Genomic DNA, 19,723 nt, shown 5'->3' with positions numbered 1-19,723 from the left:
CTGCGTACCATCCATCACAGTGGAGCAACTGGTGACTGTATGCCTGCTGCCAGCAAATCCAGAGCCTGTCGCAGAGTGTTGTTATCAATGTTCAGCATTTGATCGCCGACATACCATTCAAACATGCAATAGCCCGGCAGCGCTGTATGCACTGCGTTGTTAAATAGCCAGATGCCGTGTTCGCTGGCGATGCGGTTGCGCAACTGTATTGCTGTGTCTTTGTCTGTCGGTAAATGCAGATGCAGCATATTGCAGTGTGGCGATGCCGGATTCGCGATGAATACCGGATAGTCTTTTAATACTTCATAGATTTCTCTGGTACGCTGAAAATACGCCGGCATTGCCGCAATGCGCTGATCGAACTGCATCGTCGCGGCAACCGCATACGGTGTACGGCGGAAAACGTTACCACCTTGCCTGTGCATCCAGACTCTGGCTTTCGAAATGAAATCAGTGCGACCGGCAAGCATGGCGCCGGCAAATCCGCCTATGCCTTTGTAAAACGACACATAGACACTATCGAAGCCTGCTGCGATGTCGTTCAGGGGCTTATTGAAACCGCTGGCCGCTTCCCATAATCTTGCGCCATCCATGTGCAGGTGAATGTCTTGCTGACGGCAATAGATTTTTATCGCATTGAGTTCTTCCCAACCCGGTAATTGCCCGCCGATCTCGCGCATCGGTAATTCATATTGTGTGGCGGCGATGTGTTCGGGCTGGGCTTGCAGGTCTTGCAGTGTCCACGGACGGTGAGGATTACCGATGTTCAATGCAGTGAAATAATGCAGAGCCTGAAAGTTACTGCGTTCGTGCAAAAGTATGTGCGAGGTCGGATGCAGCGCGACCAGCGCACTACCGCGTTCTTCGCAGGCCAGTTTTAATGCAATCACCTGAGCCATGGTGCCGCTGATGCAAAACATCGCGGATTCCATTCCCAATAGCCCGGCAATTTTTTTCTCAAATGACTGTAGAAAATCGCCCTCACCATACACGTCATGCTCAATATTATTCGCTTCGCACCAGCTCGCCATCTGTGCAAAACTCTGCGCCGGGGTCAAGGCTTTATGACCGGGCAGGATGGTATGACAAGTGTTTTTCAGGGCGAGAGTGTCGGCGTTATTCACATTTTTCTCCGGTCGGTTTTCTGCTTAGTTTTTTGCTGAGGTATCGTTCAGTACGTCGCTGACGAAGTATGCTGCGGGTTTTTGTAAAACTGAATGTGAGCTAAAATTGTTGCCTCACTCCACTTTGCAGAAGCCCTGAACATGAGCACGACGCCTACGCTTGCACCGCAGTTCTTAACTCCCTATGAAACTGGTAATCAGAATCAGACAGCCAGTTGGGATGAGTGCATACAATTCTATCAGCGACTTGCTGTTGAATTTCCCCGAACCTTACAGTTTTTTGAGATCGGTAGATCCGATGCAGGAAGACCTATTCATGCGGGTGTCGTGACGGCGGATGGCGTGTTTGATCGTAAACAATTACAAAGTGAAGGCCGCCCCGTCTTTTTTAATAACAATGGTATTCATCCCGGAGAGCCGGAAGGCATTGACGGTTGTATGGCGTTGGTGCGTGACTTTTGTCTGCAGCCGGAGCGTCTGGCAGCATTAGGACGAACGGTGTTTTTGTTTATCCCCGTATATAACGTTGATGGCTGCGTCAATCGTCAGAATACATCGCGCGTAAATCAGGATGGCCCGGAAATGTTCGGCTTTCGCGGTAACAGCCTGCATCTTGATCTGAATCGTGATTTCATCAAATGCGACAGCCTGAATGCGCAGGCCTTTAACCGTTTCTTCAGTGCCTGGAGCCCGGATGTGATGGTCGATACGCATACGTCGAACGGCGCAGATTACCAGTACACCATGACACTGATACAGACTCAGGCCGATAAGCTGGGGAGTGCGCTCGGCGGCTTTTTGCGCGAGACGATGTTACCTGCAATTTATACACAGATGAACGAACGCGGCTGGCCAACATGCCCGTATGTGAACCCTGTGCAGGATATTCCGGATCACGGCATAGAAGATTTTTTGGAAACGCCGCGCTTTTCCACAGGTTACGCCGCGCTGCATCACACGATAGGTTTTATGCCAGAGACGCACATGCTGAAACCGTTCGCTGACCGCTACGCATCGATGCGGGCACTGGTCGAAACCGTGCTGGACTTCACCATTGCAAATGCCGCACAGATACAAACGCTGAGGGCACAGGCCAGACAGGCTGCAGCAAGCAGCACTCATACGGCAGTCAGCTGGAAGGTCGATCGTAACCGTGCTTCCAGCTTTCTCTTTAAAGGTTATCAGGCGGTATATCGTCCCAGCGTGATTGGTCATTACACACGTTTAGGCTATGACCGCAGTCAGCCGTGGGAAAAAGCGATTCCGTATTTCAATCACTTTGTCAGTGATGTAACTGTTACGCGGCCCAAAGCCTATCTGTTGCCACAAGCATGGCGCGCCGTGATCGAGCGACTGCAATGGAATGGTGTGCAGATGCTGCGCATCGAAAAAGCGCAGGTGTTTGAGGTGCAGACTTACCAGATTGAATCTGTGCAGTCGCGTCCACATGCGTATGAGGGGCACATGTTTTATGACCAGTTGACGCTCGTCAGCCGTCAGCAGACAGTGCAGGCTGTACCTGGTGACTACCTGATTGATCTTAATCAGCCACAGGCACGGTATGTGATGGAAACGCTGGAGCCACAAGCGCATGACAGCTTCTTCCGCTGGGGTTTCTTTAACAGTGTGCTGGAGAAAAAAGAAGCCTATTCCGATTACGTCTTCGAAGATACCGCAGCAGAAATTCTGCGCGATGAACCCGTAACCCGCGCCTTATTTGAGACATGGAAAAGCAATCATCCTGAGTTGCTGAACAATCAGGAAGCGGTACTCGATTTTATTTTCACGCATTGCGAGCGCTTCAGAGAACCAGAATGGCGTTGTTATCCGGTGTTGCGGATAATCTAATGTCGGTAACTTTTGCTTACATTTAAGATGAAACCGAATAGAATGTTTTCTTCGAAGTAATGTCATCAACTTTTACCTGAGAAACACTATGTCAAAACTGTTGGACTATCTGAATTATCTGGATCAAAACGCTGACGCACGTGAAGCATTTGCAGCCAACCCTGTCGCTGCAATGGATAGTTTTGGTCTGAATGAGGAAGAAAAAAATGCCCTGATTTCAGGCGATAAATCGAGGGTGGCAAATTTAATTGGTATTGATGAGGCAAACCTGCCCACGCTCCAGTCTACTGAGACAACCCACTGATGTGTTTAACGTTGTGCGCGTAATAATGAAGGCATTCAAAAAGTTTTTGTTATTATGCGCAATGCTGCTCATCGCATTTCTGCCTCAATACAGTCAGGCTGGTACGGATGAAAAAAACGATGCGCTTTTAAAAAATGTCTCGCGGAGTTTACTCAATTCTCCAGATGAATCGCTCAGGAAGTTAGATGAGCTGGTGTTGCAGCAGGCGACATTCTCTACCGAACAAAAAAATAAATTTCTGCTTTTACGTGCATCGGCGCTCGGTTTTCTCGGAAAACACCGCGAGCGGGTGGAATTTGTTCAGTCTGTCATCTCAGATATTTCTGATATCGACTATCGCGCCCGATTTTTATATCAGCTATCGGATGGCTACATCAATTTGGGTGAGTATGAAAATGCGCTGAGTTATATGAATCAGAGCATAGTAATGCTACCCGGTCTGAAAAATAAAAATGCCAAGATTGATGTTTTGCAATCAGCAATTACTATTCTGAATTCATTGCGCGCGTATGATGAATCGATGGAATATGCACGCCGCTTGCCGGAACTGGATCGTGATGAAATTCCGGGGCCAGCGACTTGTCTTGGGATTGGCAATCAGCTTGAAATCAATTTTTTAATGGGTCGTAGTCAAAAAGCCAATGAGTTGTTAAACGTTGCTATTACGACCTGTGATGCTCAAGGGCGATTTTTTATTTCGCTTTTGATTAAAACCATCGCCAATATTGATGTGATTGAATCAGGTAATTATGCTCTGGGTATCAAAGCTGGAATACCTTTGCTTGAAGAGTTGAAAAAAAATAGTCAGAGTTCTGGTTACTTGATACAGCTGGAAACGGCACTTGCCAAAGCTTACCTAAAAATGGGAAATACACAGCAGGCTGAGTCATATGGTTTACTGGCATATGCCCGGGCAAAAAAAGAAAATGTCGTTTTGTTATTGGAAAAAGCCAGTGAAATTATGGCAGATATCAAGCGATCACAGGGGCAGTATTTCTCAGCACTGGAGTATGCCGATACGGCGCTGACTTTAAAAAATAAGCTGCTTGATCAACAGTTGCAGAAAAACCTGGCCTACCAGCGTGTTAAGTTCGAGATTCAGGATAAAGCCAATCAAATGGTTTTACTCGAACAAAAGAACAAAATTCTCGATGTTGAAAAAAAATTAGAGAAGAAGAGCAATCAGAATCTATTGCTGATCATCGCCTTGGTGCTGTGTTTTATTTGTGTGCTTGGCCTCTGGTTGTGGAAAGTTATCAGACAGAAAAATATTTTTCAACGCCATGCAGAACTAGATGGGCTGACGCAGATCAGCAATCGTTCGCACTTCATGAGTTCAGCTGAGGCTGGCGTTAAATATCGTACCTCAGCCGTCAGCCTGATCATGTTTGATATGGATTTTTTCAAAAATGTGAATGACAGTTTTGGTCACCCGACTGGTGACTGGGTATTGAAAACTGTGAGTCAGGCTGTTGCCGGTGTATTGCGTAAAGGTGATGTTTTTGGGCGTATTGGCGGCGAGGAGTTTGCTATTTTTTTGCCCGCGGCGGAACAGGAAATCGGTTTGCAACTTGCAGAACGTTGTCGACATGCCATTGCTACGATTGATACCGAATCCCGTGGCATCCATTTTCCTTTAAGTGCAAGTTTTGGCCTCGCGACAATGACGATGAACACTACCGGCATCACTAATTTCCAGGAACTGATGCAAGCGGCGGATAAAGCGCTGTATCAATCCAAAGCAGATGGACGTAATCGCGTTTCCGTATTTTCATAGAATTCAATGTTAAATAAAAAAGCAGGGAAATTAGTTTGTGTCGGCACTGGCATGCGTATGGCGGGACAATTGACGCCCTTGGCCAAAAGTTATATCGAATCATTTGATGTGGTGATCGCTGCCGTCCCTAACATGTTCACACGCAAATGGCTGCAAGGTGTGGCAAAAGAGTATGTCTGTTTATTAGATCACTACGACGACACGAAAGTTGACGGTAAGACCCGGCGGGATACTTACCGGCGTATGGCTGATACGATTTTGCATGAAGTCCGGCAAGGGAAAAAAGTCTGCGCCGCTTTTTACGGGCATCCCGGTATTTTTGCCTGCATTTCTCACATGGCGATTGCGGATGCACGGCAAGAAGGCTTTGAAGCGCATATGGAGCCGGGGATTTCTGCCTTGGATAGTCTGGTCGCCGATCTGGGAATAGACCCAGGTACTTTCGGTATGCAGTCGATGGAAGCTACGCAATTTATGATTTATCAGCGTCAGATCGATCCGACGGCTTTGCTGGTTTTGTGGCAGATCGGTATTGCTGGCGATCTGACACTCAAACGTTTTGAGACAGAACCAGCGCATTTACAGATTATCGTGAATAAGCTCATGAAAACATATTCACCTGATCATGAGGTGATTTTGTATGAGGCCGCGACGCACCCGTTGGAGCAGACCAGAGCGGATAAAATCCGTCTCTGTGAATTGCCGCAGGCGGCACTCAAACAGATCACCACACTGGTGATTCCGGCGGCAAACAAGATGCAGATTGATCAGGAAATCGTCGATCAGTTAAGAGCCTTATCCGATTCCCGGGTGGCATGGCCTTTACTTGTACAGGTTTTACTGAAATAAAAAAGCAGCACAATTTTTTTGTGCTGCTTTTTTTCGTCAGTTTTCACTTCTTCTCTGAGGCTGACAGGGTAGGGAGCGTGTAGTTTAGTTCGACGCTTGCCGCAGAGGATTCAGCAGTTCCCGCAGATTATTATGGTCAATCTCGTACATCAGCTCCAATAATCTGCCTATCTCTCCTTTGGGAAAGCCTTCACGCGCAAACCAGCCCAGATAATGCCCCGGTAAATCGGCGATGTATCTGCCTTCGTATTTACCGTAAGGCATTTTCAGTGTCAGCAATCGCTGCAAATCATCTGCTTGCATGGCTTTTTCAAATGGCAGCTTAGTTATCGGCATTCGACTTACTTATTTCTTTACCCGCCTGATCTGGCGCGGCTGCTTGTTCAACCGGCGGTGCCTTTACAGACGCACTTTCTTTTTTTTCTGTATCGGGATCATTCGGCATTTGCACACTATCGAGATAGCGTTCAACCAGATCAAAAAACTGGTTATAAAACTGACCGGTTGGTATCGTTTCGCTGGCGACTTTGACGAGCGCATCATCCGTTGTGCCAAATGGCAAAGAAACCGAGCCAATGGCGCTCACACCGATACTGGCAGAAGTGTTGCTCTTTTTCAGCGAGTAGCGATCGCGGACTGCATTCGCGAATATAGTGGTGCTGTTGCTGCCCTGGCTGTTTGCGACGCAGACGACATTAAACTCGATTTCTGCATGGACTTCGGCATCGTGCTGGTATTTGCGGCGACCTTTGAGGATGGAAGGTTTCCAGTCGTTGATAACATATCCCTGGCTCAGCAATGCACGTCGCGCTGCTTCACAGGCGGATTGCTCCGTCCCGGGAAAACTGCGCGTAAATACACCGCTGGCACCAAATTCCTCATGTTGCTGCGAAGGGGATTTGGTCGTGGAACAGGCACTGACCAGACTCAAAGAAAGTGCGACTGATAAGTACAAAAATAAACGGCGCATTTTTAATCTAAACTTCATGTGAACAGAGGCTGGTTTTACTACGATTCATCCTCAAGCAAGCGCCTCTTTTGCTGCTTCTTCGGGACTCAGACCATCAAAAAATAAATCGGTGAACCATTCGATTTGTTCTTCTATGTGATCCTGCGCCTGTGCGACGGTCGCACCACCGGCGACTAAAAAACCTTCGACTTCTGTGCACCATGCGATCAGTGCTTCAGTTTCCGGATCAAGTTCGTTCTTTTTTGCCATGGTCATTTCCTTCATTCAGACTGCATTTTAACTGTTTGACAGGATGAACGTTGTTACAAGACTGTTACCAGATTATGTCGTAACGTATCAGACTGGTTGTTGCAACGTGTCAGCGACGTTTTTCGATGACGTGCTCAGTTATTTTGTTATTAAAAACTGCCAGCAAACTGGTAGCGTTTTCCCGGGTGCCACATGGTCACAACAGTGGCGATCTTCCCCTTTGAGCGGGTTTTTCTGTGCAATACTAGGCACGTATCCTTCACGGCAATCTGCAACATTGCAGCGATGTGTTTTGGCGGCATCATCGCTTCTATCCGGTAATCAACGCCTTGCAGCGGTGCCACCGCGACCAGATACTCATTCGGCGTCATGCTGCTGAAATCCTGTTGCAGATAATCAGGCGTGACACTGGAGTTGACCCAGCGGTCCTCCACCTGAATCGCGACATTGTCTTCAAAGTGAACAATCACTGAGTGAAACAGGCGATGCCCTGGTTTGACCATAAACTCCTGAGAAAGTTGCTCACTCGCAGGATGCTCTGCCAGCAGATGTAATTCACTTCGATGCACGTGCCCACGTGAACGGATTTCTTCGGCAATGCTTTTGATTTCCACCAGCGTCGCCTGATATTTCTGCTGCGCGACATACGTGCCCGAGCCCTGAATTCTGTGCAGGATCTGTTCGCTGGTCAGCTCGCGCACTGCGCGATTGACTGTCATGCGCGAAACCTTGAATTGTTCTGCCAGCATCGCTTCAGATGGGATTGCGTCGCCTTCTTTCCAGGTGCCGGACTGAATTTCTTTCAGTAAGTAATTCTTGATGGTTTGAAAAGCGGGAGCATTAACTTGTACTTTTGGCACGGGATTCCTGCTGAAATGTATACGTTATTGTCTCACTAAAAATCCGCTTGCAAAAGTTGTATATACAACTTAAACTCAAAAAATGTTCAGGGCAAGGCTGGTATTTGTGCGACCTGCAGTAAATTTCCAGCTAAATGACCAGCGCTATTTTCCGCACATCATCTGAGATCAGGAGACACCATATGTCAGAGATTCTTCAAAACGACCCACGCTGGGATGCCAGCCGTGTTATTCACGCACCGCATGGTGCAGAGAAGGTTTGTAAAACCTGGGTGGCTGAGGCAGCCTATCGCATGATACAAAACAACCTGGACCCGGCCGTCGCTGAAAATCCTAAGCATCTGGTGGTGTATGGCGGCATAGGCCGCGCGGCACGTAACTGGGAATGCTACGACCAGATTCTGGCTTCGCTCAAGGCGCTGGAAACCAATGAAACCCTGTTGATACAGTCAGGCAAACCGGTAGGGGTATTCCAGACGCATGAAGATGCGCCGCGCGTGCTGATCGCGAATTCCAATCTGGTGCCGAAATGGGCCAACTGGGAACACTTCAATGAACTCGACCGCAAGGGCTTGTTTATGTATGGCCAGATGACCGCAGGCAGCTGGATTTACATCGGCACCCAGGGCATTGTGCAGGGCACATACGAAACCTTCGCCGAAGCCGGACGCCAGCATTACAACGGCGACTGGGGCGGGCGCTGGATACTGACCGCCGGACTCGGTGGTATGGGCGGTGCGCAGCCATTGGCGGCCAGCTTTGCCGGTGCGGTATCACTGAATATCGAATGCCAGCAAAGCAGTATCAACTTCCGTCTGCGTACCCGCTATGTCGATAAACAAGCGAAAGACCTGGACGATGCGCTGGCGCTGATACAGCAGCATTGCGCACGCAAAGAAGCGGTTTCCATCGCCTTGCTCGGCAATGCGGCTGAGATCCTGCCTGAGCTGGTCAAGCGCGCCAAAGCGGGCGGCATGAAACCGGATCTGGTGACTGACCAGACTTCGGCTCATGATCTGATCAATGGCTATCTGCCTATAGGCTGGAGCGTGGAACAGTGGAAGGCTGCCCAGCACGATTCGACACAACATGCAAAGCTGACTGCGGATGCAGCTCAGGCTTGTGCGGTGCATGTACAGGCAATGCTGGACTTCCATGCGATGGGCATCCCTACTGTCGACTACGGCAATAATATCCGCCAGGTCGCGTTTGATACCGGCGTAAAAAATGCCTTCGATTTCCCCGGTTTTGTCCCAGCTTACATCCGTCCGCTGTTCTGCGATGGTAAAGGCCCATTCCGCTGGGTGGCTTTGTCGGGGGACCCGGAAGATATCCGTAAGACTGATGCCAAAATCAAGGAATTATTCCCACACAATAAAGGCGTGCATAAATGGCTGGACATGGCGGGTGAGCGCATCGCTTTCCAGGGCTTGCCGGCACGTATCTGCTGGCTGGGTCTGGGCGAACGCCATATCGCCGGACTCGCATTCAATGAAATGGTCAAAAACGGCGAACTGAAAGCACCGGTCGTGATTGGCCGCGATCACCTCGATACCGGCTCAGTGGCTAGCCCGAATCGCGAAACCGAGGGGATGCTTGATGGCACCGATGCCGTCTCTGACTGGCCTTTGCTGAACGCCTTGCTGAATACCGCCGGTGGCGCCAGCTGGGTCTCTTTGCATCATGGCGGCGGTGTAGGCATGGGCTATTCCCAGCATTCCGGGATGGTGATTGTGGCTGATGGAACGGATGCCGCTGCGAAACGTCTGGCACGTGTACTGGTCAACGATTGTGGCTCCGGCGTGATGCGGCATGCCGATGCTGGCTACGAACAGGCTATCGCCTGTGCCAAGCGCGAAGGTCTGAACTTACCGATGATTAAATAAGCAGACCGTTTGAGTTGATATGAGAATGCCCGCGTAATATGGGCTTCATGGCGCAAAAATGCCTGAAGAGGCGCGCAGGTATTGCGACACACCATTGCAAAAAACCATTGCGACACCTTATTAGAAAGTAAAAAATATGAGCAAGCATCTTGAGATACATCCTGACGAATTCACCTTGTCGGATTTGCGTCGCATCTGGATCAGTCCGACGCCGCTAAAACTGGTCGCGTCTGCGTATCCGGCGATACATGCATCATCAGAAATGATACAAAAAATCGTTGCCAAAGGTGATGCCGCGTATGGCATTAATACCGGCTTTGGTAAGCTCGCAAAAACCCGTATACCGGATGACCAGCTTGAGCTCTTGCAACGCAATCTGATTTTGTCGCACTCGGTTGGTTCGGGCGAATTGATTGCCGATGAGGTCGTGCGCTTGATATTGGCGATGAAAATAGCCAGCCTGGCACGCGGTGTCTCCGGCATCCGCGCAGTGGTGATCGATACCATGATCGCGATGCTCAACGCGGGCATTATGCCAACCATCCCGGTCAAGGGATCGGTCGGTGCTTCGGGTGATCTGGCACCGTTATCACACATGACGCTGGCGCTGCTGGGCGAAGGTGATGTGCGTGTTAACGGCGCACTGATTCCAGCCAAACAGGCGCTGGCGGATGCCGGCATCACGCCGGTGGTGCTGGCCGCAAAAGAGGGATTGGCGCTGATTAACGGTACGCAGGTATCAACCGCGTTGGCTTTGCATGGCTTATTCATGGCGGAACGTTTGCTGGAAGCGGCGACCATTACCGGTGCTTTGTCGGTCGATGCCGCTAAAGGCAGCGATGCGCCATTTGATCCGCGGATACATAGCAGTCGTGGTCAGCCGGGGCAGATTGCCACGGCAGAAATTTACCGTAAGCTTTTGGTCGGCAGTGAAATCCGTCAATCGCATCTGGTGAATGATGAGCGCGTGCAGGATCCGTATTGCCTGCGCTGCCAGCCTCAGGTTATGGGTGCCTGCCTCGATATCATCAATAATGCAGCGCGCACTTTGCTGATCGAAGCCAATGCCGTGACCGATAATCCGCTGGTGTTTGTAGAAACCGGCGAAGTCATCTCCGGTGGTAATTTTCATGCTGAGCCAGTTGCATTTGCGGCCGATACGCTGGCGCTCGCAATTGCTGAAATCGGTGCTATTTCCGAACGTCGGATTGCCTTGCTGATCGATGCTTCCTTGTCTGGTTTGCCGCCATTTCTGGTGCCATCATCAGGTCTGAATTCCGGTTTCATGATCGCGCATGTGACAGCGGCAGCGCTGGCTTCCGAAAATAAATCGCACGCGCATCCATCCAGCGTTGATTCGATTCCGACCTCAGCCAATCAGGAAGATCACGTCAGTATGGCGACCTATGGTGCGCGCCGCCTGCATGAAATGGCGCAGAATACCGCGACCATCGTTGGTATCGAATTACTGGCAGCGGCGCAAGGTGTGGATTTTCATGCACCACTGAAAACCTCGTCTATGCTGGCGCAGGTGCATCAGACCTTGCGGGATCAAGTTGCGTTCTATGACAAAGACCGTTTTTTTGCACCAGACATCGAGGCGGCCAAAGAACTGGTGGTCTCTGGCCGCATCAGCGCTGAATGCCAGCATCTGTATCAGCATTTATATCTGGCTTGACGTATGTTGATGCCGCGTATGTTGATGCAGCGTTGGTCGGTGAGCGATTATCAGACGATGCCCTGGAAAAATGGCGGCGGCAGCACGACGGAGCTGGCGATTTTTCCGGCTGGTGCCAATCTGGATAATTTTATCTGGCGCCTGAGTACGGCACAAGTCGCGACGGACGGACCATTCTCCCATTTTCACGGCATAGACAGAACGCTGGCGGTGCTATCGGACGCTGGCCTGATTTTGCATACGAAGGCGGAGCCGGGAACTACGCCGCCGGGTGTGGTACATCTGACGCAAGATAGTCCGCCGTATCGCTTTCCCGGCGAGCTGGCTTTGGATGCCGAATTGTCAGACGGATGCGTGTTAGATCTGAACATCATGACGCGCCGCGATGTTTGTACTCATACGATGCGTAAGCTATTAAGCGGCCATCATCATATTGATGCGCTGGGAGCTCGGCAAATCTTGCTGTACTGCGTTGCTGGCAATGCCCGTATGACGAGCGGTGAAACATTCAGCAGTGGTGAGCTTATGCTGCTGAGTGAAGCACGTCCTGCTTCCGGCATAGCACTGGAGTTGATTGCTGATCAGGGCGCCATCCTATATCTGATTGCGCTGCAATTTTTCGACAAAGGAGCAGACTGATGTTGCACTGGGACAGCTTGTGGACCAACATCCACCTCGCGACGATGGTCGATGGCTATGGCGAGATCAATGACGCGGCGCTTGCTGTGCGTGACGGCAAGATCGTCTGGTTAGGTGAGCGCAATGCCTTGCCTGCAAATTATTTGGTCACAGCTCAGCATGATGGCGCGGGCTGTTGGGTCACGCCGGGGCTGACCGATTGCCATACACATCTGGTGTACGCAGGTAACCGCAGTGATGAGTTTGAGGCGCGTCTGAATGGCGTCAGTTATGAAACCATTGCAAGGCAGGGGGGCGGTATTCTATCCACCGTCAGGGCGACCAGAGCAGCGACCGAAGATGAATTATTGCAAGCGACCCTGCCACGTCTGCGCGCGCTGCTCAGTGAGGGTGTGACCACGCTAGAAATTAAGTCCGGTTACGGTCTTGATTTGCCTAGCGAAGCGCGTCTGTTGCGTGTTGCACGGCGCATAGGGCGGGAATTTCCGGTACGCGTCAAGACCGCATTTCTGGGCGCGCATGCCTTGCCACCGGAATACGTCGGGCGACCAGACGATTACATCACGCTGGTGTGCGAGCAAATGTTGCCGGCGCTGGTGGCGAAAGATTTGGTGGATGCAGTCGATGTGTTTTGCGAAAAAATCGGTTTTTCTCCGGCTCAGACTGAGCGGGTATTTATGGCTGCGCAAGCACTTGGTTTACCGGTAAAACTCCATGCAGAACAATTATCAGATCAGGGTGGGGCGGCGTTAACCGCGCGTTATCAAGGCTTATCGGCGGATCATCTGGAATATCTGACGGACGCCGGGATCGCTGCGATGGCCGCCAGCGGTACGGTCGCCGTGTTATTGCCCGGCGCTTATTATTTTTTACGTGAAACGCAATTGCCTCCGGTGCAGGCATTACGTGCTGCCGGTGTGAAGATTGCCCTGGCGACCGATTGTAATCCCGGCACATCGCCACTGACCTCACTGTTACTGACGATGAATATGGGCTGCACCCTGTTCCGATTGACGCCACTCGAAGCATTGCAGGGCGTGACTTGCCATGCAGCGCTGGCATTGGGAACGGATGGCATCAGCGGCACCTTGGAAGTGGGCAAAGTAGCCGATTTTATTTTGTGGAAAATACAGCGACCAGCTGATCTGGCCTACCACATCGGTGCGAATCCGCTCTGGAGCCGGGTTTTCGGCGGGCGACCAGAATAACGACGGTGGTTTTTTCTAGTTGAGGTGCACGCTTAGCAGCCAAGGTCGGATGCGTTTAAGTCGGCAGTCAGCCCGACCGCCTGCTGCACTGCTTGCATGACCTATCTTGACCGGCGCGGTTTTCTCTCCTGAAGCGCAAGAACTGGAAACGAAGACTAGCCGCTGTTGCTCCTGACTGACACTGACCAACATGAAGCCGTGCCCGAGCGGGCGCTTATTCATGGTTTGTTTAATCCTTACGCGCTTCTGTTCGAATGAGTGTTGATTGGTACCGAATGAACTCTGGTAATCTTTTGACACATTATTTAACCCGCACAGCCCGGGTTTTCCCCGCTTTGAGGTAGCGCGAGACGTATAATGCTGGAAAAATAATATTCAATTCAAAAATGAAGCCTGCAGCGGTTTTCTGCTTCATTTCACCTACGCTCAGAGGTTCACAGTGGCATTACCGGTTATTTCTTTTCCTATTCGTTTTCAACGCTGGAGACCGGTGCGCTGGCTTGCCGGGGGGCTGCTCTTGGTCGTGCTGCTGATGTTGCTCAGCTACTTATTTCTGCCGGTGTTTGTAAAACGCATGGCGATAGAGCAGGTGCAACAACAAACTGGCCGCAAACTGGATATCGGCGAGGTCAGTTTTTCTCCATTTTCACTTGCCCTGACGGCGACGAATGTGCGCCTCTATGAAGCTGATCAGAAGACGTCAGCTTTAGCGGTACAAGAGCTGAGAGTCAATCTGTCAATGACATCCGTGTTTCATCGCGCACTGGTACTCGATGAGTTTTATCTGACCGCGCCGGATGTGCATCTGGTACGTTACAGTGCGGCTCAGCATAGTCGCTATAACGTCAGTGACGTGCTGGATAAAATTGCTGCAGCACCCAAAAGTGATGCGCCGCTGCGTTTTTCTGTTGCAAACATACAGATCAGCAAAGGCACTATCGTCTTTGATGATCAGGTCTTCGGTAAGCAATTTAAACTGACAGACTTACAGGTAGGCTTACCTTTCATTTCTAATTTCCCGAAACAGATAGACAGTTTTGTCGAACCCCGATTATCTGCCCATATCAACGGTGCGGATTTTTCTTTGCAGGCGCGCGCCAAGCCATTTTCTGAAACCCATGAAAGCACGCTGGCGATCGATTTCGATCAATTAGATCTGGCGCAGCTGACTCCCTATGTGCCCGTGGCTTTGCCGGTGCAGGTCGCCAGTGCCAGACTGAGCAGCAAGCTCAATCTGACATTCAGCCAGAAAAAGCAGATGGAGATTTTTCTGTCCGGTGATTTGCGTTTGCATGACGTTTTCCTGAAAGATAAACAAAGCCAGCCTTTGCTGAAGCTGGAAGGTTTGCAGGCGCAGATCCGCCAGATGAATCTGATGACGGCGGCGACAGAGTTGCAGCAATTAAGCCTGAGCGCACCACAGGTATGGCTGGATTTTGATGCGAAAAATGGGCTGAATTGGGCGAATCTGCAAGCCGCGCCCGTTGCTAAATCAAGTGCGGTAACGACTGCAGCAGCCGGAAAGACATCCCCTGTAACATCCGCATCGACAGCGGCAGCAGCGACAGCAACCCCGGCAGCTTCGCCCCTCGTGCAGGTGCACGATCTGCAGGTGGCGAATGGACAGATACACTTTTCTGACGCCGTGCACGCCAGACCAGAACAAAAACTGGAATTGCAAAACATCAGTTTGAAGGCGCAGCAGTTATCGACTGCGAAAGACGTCAAACCAGCGCAATTCAAACTGAGTCTGGAAACAAAAGCCGATGAAAAAATCGGGTTTGACGGACAATTGCAGATTTTTTCCTCTGCGCTGAATGGCAAGCTTGCGATCAGTGATGTGGCGCTTGCTAATTATCAGGCTTTTCTGAACCCGTTTTTGAAGGCGAACTTGAGTGGCAAACTGGATGCGGAATCCGGCGTCAGCCTGAAGGCTGGCGAATTTCAGCTCAGTGATTTATCGCTCAGACTGCGTGATCTGCTGCTGAAGGGAAAAGCCAGCGACGGCAGCGTTGCACTGAAATCTTTTACGCTGAACAAAACATTGTTTGATTCCGCGAACCGCGCCATACAGATGGGAACTGCGGAATTTGATGGCTTGCGGGGCGATATCCGGCGCGATAAATCGGCGGCGATGCTGATGCAGAGCTGGTTGCCTGAGCCGATGGCTTCTGCGCCTGCAAGTAAAACAGTCGTAGCCGGTAAGACTGACCAGGCTGTCGCGGCCAGCAAAGGAGCTGCGCCGTGGAAAATCAGCCTGAATCAATTTGATCTGAAAAACAGCGAAATCGACTTTCTCGATCAGTCTGTTACTCCGGAAGTGAAATTAAACCTGAACAGCATCAGCCTGAATCTGGGTCAACTGAGCAGTGATTTTTCTAAAGATATCAGCTTCCGTCTGCAATCGAAGCTGAACCGGCGTTCTAAGCTGAATCTGGATGGCAGCAGTTCCGCCGGCATGAAAAAAGTCAACGTGAATCTGGATACCGAGAGTTTGCCGATCGCGCGACTGTCTTCGTATTTTTCACAATTTCTGAATGTGCAGATTGTTAAAGGTGGCGGCACTGCCAAAGGTAAGCTGGTGCTGACGAATATCCTGGAAGCCGATCGTCAGTTTGATTACGACGGCACGCTGAGTCTGAATAATTTTCAGATATTTGAAAATGGTACAGAGGAAGATTTTCTGGATTGGAAAGCGATTTCCGCTGAAGGCATACACGCGAACATAGGAAAAACCAAACAACTGATTGATGTAAAAAAACTGAGTCTGAATGATTTTTTTGCGCGTCTGGTGTTGTCTGACAAGGCGCGCTTGAATTTGCAGAATATTGTGGTCAGCCAAACCGCGAAGGACACACCTGCAATCGCAGTGCCGACGTCGAAAGAAATGACGCCGAAAACCAGTGCAGGCCTTGCCGGTAGCACCACCGTGACGCAGAAAGTGCCGGTCACCGGTACGCCATCTTCTGTCGTCATGCGCATAGGTCAAACCGTTATCACCGGTGGCAACGTTAACTTTACCGATAATTTTATACAGCCGAATTACCATGCCAATCTGACTGGCATCAGCGGCAGCATAGGCGCGATTTCATCCGATAATCCACAAGTGGCGACGGTGGAACTGAATGGTAAGGTGGATGACGATGCTCCGCTGTTGATTTCAGGTAGCATGAACCCATTATCAACGCCGGTGTTTCTGGATATTAAAGGCAGCGCGAACGGTATCGAGCTGACCAAGCTGACGCCGTATGCGGCCAAATACGCGGGTTACGCGATTGAAAAAGGAAAATTATCAGCGCAAGCCAGTTATAAGATAGAAAACCAGCAATTGACTGCAGAGAATGAGGTCAGGCTGGATCAACTGACATTCGGTGAAAAAGTAGATAGCCCGAGTGCAACCAGATTACCAGTGATGCTGGCAGTGGCGCTGTTGCGTGACAATCAAGGCCGGATAACGATCAATTTACCCATCTCAGGCTCATTAGCCGACCCGCAGTTTTCTGTGAGCAGCATTATTTTTAAAGTGTTCGTGAACATCATTACCAAGGCCGTGACGTCGCCGTTTGCTTTACTGGGATCGATGTTCGGTGGTGGTGAAGAGCTCGCTTATCTCGAATTTAATCCTGGCAGTGCAGTTCTGACCCCGGCAGCAACCGAAAAACTCGACAATCTGGCGAAAGCATTGAAAGAACGCACCAGCCTGCATCTCGATATTATCGGCCGCGTCGATGTCAAAAGCGATACTGAGGGCGTACGTCATGAAATGCTGGAAAATCGTTTGCGTGAAGCTAAATGGCGTGAGCTTGGGCGTAAAAATCGCGGTATCAAAGCGGAGTCGCTGACACTGACGGCAGACGAACGACATAAATTTCTGCAATCCTTATACGATGCGGCAAAATTCAATAAACCACGGAATGTGCTGGGGCTGGCTAAAACTCTGCCAGACGCAGAAGCGGAACAGTTGTTATTGCAAAATCTGACGGTGGACACTGATGATTTACGGGACCTGGCGCAAAGACGTGCAGATACTGTGCGCGATTATCTTGAAGATGTGGCGTTGGTGAGCCGCGAACGCATGTTCCTGATTGCCCCCAAACTGAATGCGGATGGCATCAAAGATAAGGGAGCTCCAAACCGCGTTGATTTTTCATTGAAATAAGCTGATCTGTACGGTGTAACAATTTTGTTTAAGGACTGAGAATGACATCTGCAAACCTGGTCAACATTTTATATGTTGAGGACGACTCCGATATACAGACGGTGGCACAGATTGCCCTTGAAGTTGTTGGCGGCTTTGTTCTGAAGACCTGCAGCTCAGGCAGTCAGGCATTGTCTGAGGTGAAAGCGGGTTTTGTGCCGGATTTGCTATTGCTCGATGTCATGATGCCGAATATGGATGGGCCAACGACACTGGCTGAGTTACGCCAATTATCCGTGACGGCGACGACGCCGGTCGTTTTTATGACGGCGAAAGTGCAGGCATCTGAATTGGAGCTGTATTATTCTTTAGGTGCCATCGGCGTGATCGCGAAGCCTTTCGATCCTATGGAGTTATCCGCACAGGTCGTTAAACTCTGGCAGGAAAGAAAATAGATGTCCGAAAAAATGGATAACCTGCAAGAAAAACTGCGTAAGTTGGAAGCACTTTTTTTGCAGAAATTACCCTCCCGGTTTGATGAGATTACTGGCGCATTAGGGCAGTATTTGCACAACCCACAGGACAAAGAATCACTGACGGCTTTACATCGTCATCTGCATACGATGGCCGGTTCGGCAGGTACTTTCGGCTTTGAAGATCTGGGTGTGCAGGCGCGGGTGTTTGAGTCGCGTCTGAAGCCATTACTCAGCGGCACCGAGTGGAGCCAGACTGAGCTGGAAGATTACGCCCGTGATATTCGCGATTACTTTGCTGCCGCGCTAAACAATCTCAACAAGGAACATGCGCCGGGTGATATCGCATCCGCAGACGCGGGCGAAGCGGCCTTGCCCGGTAATCAGTCACGGCTGATTTATCTGGTCAATCAGGATTGTCGGCAAAATCAGGAAATTACGACCCAACTTGAGCATTTCGGTTACGAGACCGTCAGCGTGGAACAATCGAAAAATCTGGCTCTGGCAGTGGCGCGACGTCGCCCGGATGTGATTGTGATCGATATGGGATCTGTCGAAGATGGCACTGGCGGAGTCGAAGAAATAAAGAAAGTAGAACAACTGCAACGCTTGCGTATTCCAACGATTTTTATTTCGAAATCGAGTAGTTTTGATTCGCGCCTGATGGCGGTGCACGCCAAGGGCGACGGCTATTTTACTAAGCCAGTGGATGTTGTTGAGCTGACCGAAAGAATCGATACGATATTGCAGCGGGATGAAACCAAAGGCTACCGGATACTGATCGTCGATGATGATGTGGTGACGGCGAACTATTACGGCGCGATTTTGCGCAATGCCGGCATGATCGTGCAATTGCTGAATGAGCCGTCCCGGATATTATCTGTCATGACAGATTTCCGCCCTGAGTTGCTGCTGCTGGATGTCTACATGCCGCTGTGCAGCGGGATAGAGTTGTCGCAACTGATCCGGCAGGACAATTCGTATGTGGATGTGCCTATCGTGTTTTTATCCAGCGAAGCTGACCCGCAAAAGCAGTTAGAAGCCGTGCGCGCTGGTGCGGATGATTTCATTACCAAACCGGTGGCGCCGGATTATCTGGTCTCATCGTTGGCAACGCGCGCCGAGCGCTACCGTTCCCTGCGTGCGCTGATTATGCGCGATGGTCTGACTGGCTTATATAACCATACAGCGATCAAAGAACATCTTGCCGCCGAGATTTTGCAGGCACACCGCAATGCGACGCCGCTGGCATTAGCCATGATTGATCTCGATTATTTCAAACAGGTGAATGACCAGCATGGGCATGCTGCCGGCGACCATGTATTACGTATGTTGGCGCGTTTGTTGCGCCAGCGTCTGCGCCGCACCGATATCGTCGGGCGTTATGGTGGTGAAGAGTTTGCTGTTATTTTTCCGAATACCGATGCGAGTACTGCACGCAAGGTGCTGGATCAGGTTCGTATCGCATTTGCGAAAATTCTTCAGCATTCAGAAAACAGGGAGTTTTCTTCAACGTTTTCTGCGGGAATTGCTGGTCTTGAGTTATCTGGCGATGTTGATACCTTGTTTGATGCAGCGGATGCGGCGATGTATGTCTCCAAACAAAGCGGACGCAATTGCATCACGATCGCCTGAGACACGCATAGCGGATGCGGCATTACAGCTAAACGAACGCGCAATAAAAAAGCCTGAAGATGCTTCAGGCTTTTTATTCGTCTAC

General features: G+C 50.3%; 16 protein-coding genes. 11 read left to right on the top strand and 5 right to left on the bottom strand.

Translation table 11 applies throughout. The annotated features are described in order from the left end of the window. Positions 1–14 precede the first annotated feature (14 nt). Complete coding sequence (locus KDM87_RS09085) at positions 15–1,124, bottom strand: threonine aldolase family protein (RefSeq protein WP_329604914.1); 1,110 nt, start codon at positions 1,122–1,124, stop codon at positions 15–17. Positions 1,125–1,265: 141 nt separating this feature from the next. Here KDM87_RS09085 and KDM87_RS09080 point away from each other — a divergent pair, with 141 nt between their 5' ends. The 4 genes from KDM87_RS09080 (at position 1,266) to KDM87_RS09065 (ending at position 5,902) form a co-directional block, all read left to right on the top strand. Next, complete coding sequence (locus KDM87_RS09080) at positions 1,266–2,972, top strand: M14 family zinc carboxypeptidase (RefSeq protein WP_212678789.1); 1,707 nt, start codon at positions 1,266–1,268, stop codon at positions 2,970–2,972. Between the two features lie 88 nt (positions 2,973–3,060). Further along, positions 3,061–3,276: a hypothetical protein gene (locus tag KDM87_RS09075; RefSeq protein ID WP_186896688.1), complete on the top strand. Its 216-nt coding sequence runs from the start codon at positions 3,061–3,063 to the stop codon at positions 3,274–3,276. A 61-nt stretch (positions 3,277–3,337) separates the two neighbouring features. After that, positions 3,338–5,053, top strand: a complete 1,716-nt coding sequence (locus KDM87_RS09070; RefSeq protein ID WP_212678788.1) for a tetratricopeptide repeat-containing diguanylate cyclase — start codon at positions 3,338–3,340, stop codon at positions 5,051–5,053. Between the two features lie 6 nt (positions 5,054–5,059). Continuing rightward, entirely contained in the window at positions 5,060–5,902 is an 843-nt protein-coding gene (locus KDM87_RS09065; RefSeq protein WP_212678787.1) for an SAM-dependent methyltransferase, read from the top strand. 84 nt (positions 5,903–5,986) lie between these two features. Here the strand turns inward: KDM87_RS09065 and KDM87_RS09060 are convergent, their stop codons facing one another. The 4 genes from KDM87_RS09060 to hutC form a co-directional block, all read right to left on the bottom strand. Beyond that, complete coding sequence (locus tag KDM87_RS09060) at positions 5,987–6,205, bottom strand: DUF3820 family protein (protein WP_212679237.1); 219 nt, start codon at positions 6,203–6,205, stop codon at positions 5,987–5,989. Positions 6,206–6,224: 19 nt separating this feature from the next. Beyond that, complete coding sequence (locus KDM87_RS09055) at positions 6,225–6,872, bottom strand: DUF2242 domain-containing protein (protein WP_212678786.1); 648 nt, start codon at positions 6,870–6,872, stop codon at positions 6,225–6,227. Between the two features lie 51 nt (positions 6,873–6,923). Beyond that, positions 6,924–7,121, bottom strand: coding sequence for a hypothetical protein (locus KDM87_RS09050; RefSeq protein ID WP_212678785.1), 198 nt, complete (start codon positions 7,119–7,121; stop codon positions 6,924–6,926). A gap of 149 nt (positions 7,122–7,270) precedes the next feature. Then, positions 7,271–7,981, bottom strand: coding sequence for a histidine utilization repressor (hutC, locus tag KDM87_RS09045; protein ID WP_212678784.1), 711 nt, complete (start codon positions 7,979–7,981; stop codon positions 7,271–7,273). Between the two features lie 182 nt (positions 7,982–8,163). On the opposite strand from hutC, the gene hutU reads away from it, so the two are divergent. The 7 genes from hutU to KDM87_RS09010 all read left to right on the top strand — a co-directional run bounded on the left by hutU (position 8,164) and on the right by KDM87_RS09010 (position 19,638). Continuing rightward, complete coding sequence (gene hutU, locus KDM87_RS09040; protein WP_212678783.1) at positions 8,164–9,867, top strand: urocanate hydratase; 1,704 nt, start codon at positions 8,164–8,166, stop codon at positions 9,865–9,867. A 136-nt stretch (positions 9,868–10,003) separates the two neighbouring features. After that, complete coding sequence (gene hutH, locus KDM87_RS09035) at positions 10,004–11,545, top strand: histidine ammonia-lyase (RefSeq protein WP_212678782.1); 1,542 nt, start codon at positions 10,004–10,006, stop codon at positions 11,543–11,545. Between the two features lie 3 nt (positions 11,546–11,548). Beyond that, entirely contained in the window at positions 11,549–12,184 is a 636-nt protein-coding gene (locus tag KDM87_RS09030; protein WP_212678781.1) for a HutD/Ves family protein, read from the top strand. Beyond that, a complete protein-coding gene (hutI, locus tag KDM87_RS09025; protein ID WP_212678780.1) occupies positions 12,184–13,392 on the top strand; it encodes an imidazolonepropionase in 1,209 nt (402 codons plus the stop codon). Before KDM87_RS09030 ends, hutI begins: the two co-directional genes overlap by 1 nt. 439 nt (positions 13,393–13,831) lie before the next feature. Then, positions 13,832–17,551: a DUF748 domain-containing protein gene (locus KDM87_RS09020; protein WP_212678779.1), complete on the top strand. Its 3,720-nt coding sequence runs from the start codon at positions 13,832–13,834 to the stop codon at positions 17,549–17,551. A 41-nt stretch (positions 17,552–17,592) separates the two neighbouring features. Beyond that, positions 17,593–17,985 (top strand): response regulator, encoded by a 393-nt coding sequence (locus tag KDM87_RS09015; RefSeq protein WP_212678778.1) that lies wholly within the window; start codon positions 17,593–17,595, stop codon positions 17,983–17,985. After that, entirely contained in the window at positions 17,986–19,638 is a 1,653-nt protein-coding gene (locus tag KDM87_RS09010; RefSeq protein ID WP_212678777.1) for a diguanylate cyclase, read from the top strand. The last annotated feature ends 85 nt before the right edge of the window (positions 19,639–19,723 follow it).

This window comes from Cognatundibacterium rivi (genome assembly GCF_018139565.1).
In the GTDB taxonomy this organism is placed as follows: domain Bacteria; phylum Pseudomonadota; class Gammaproteobacteria; order Burkholderiales; family Burkholderiaceae_D; genus Undibacterium; species Undibacterium rivi.
This window is presented reverse-complemented; position numbering and strand designations above follow the sequence as displayed.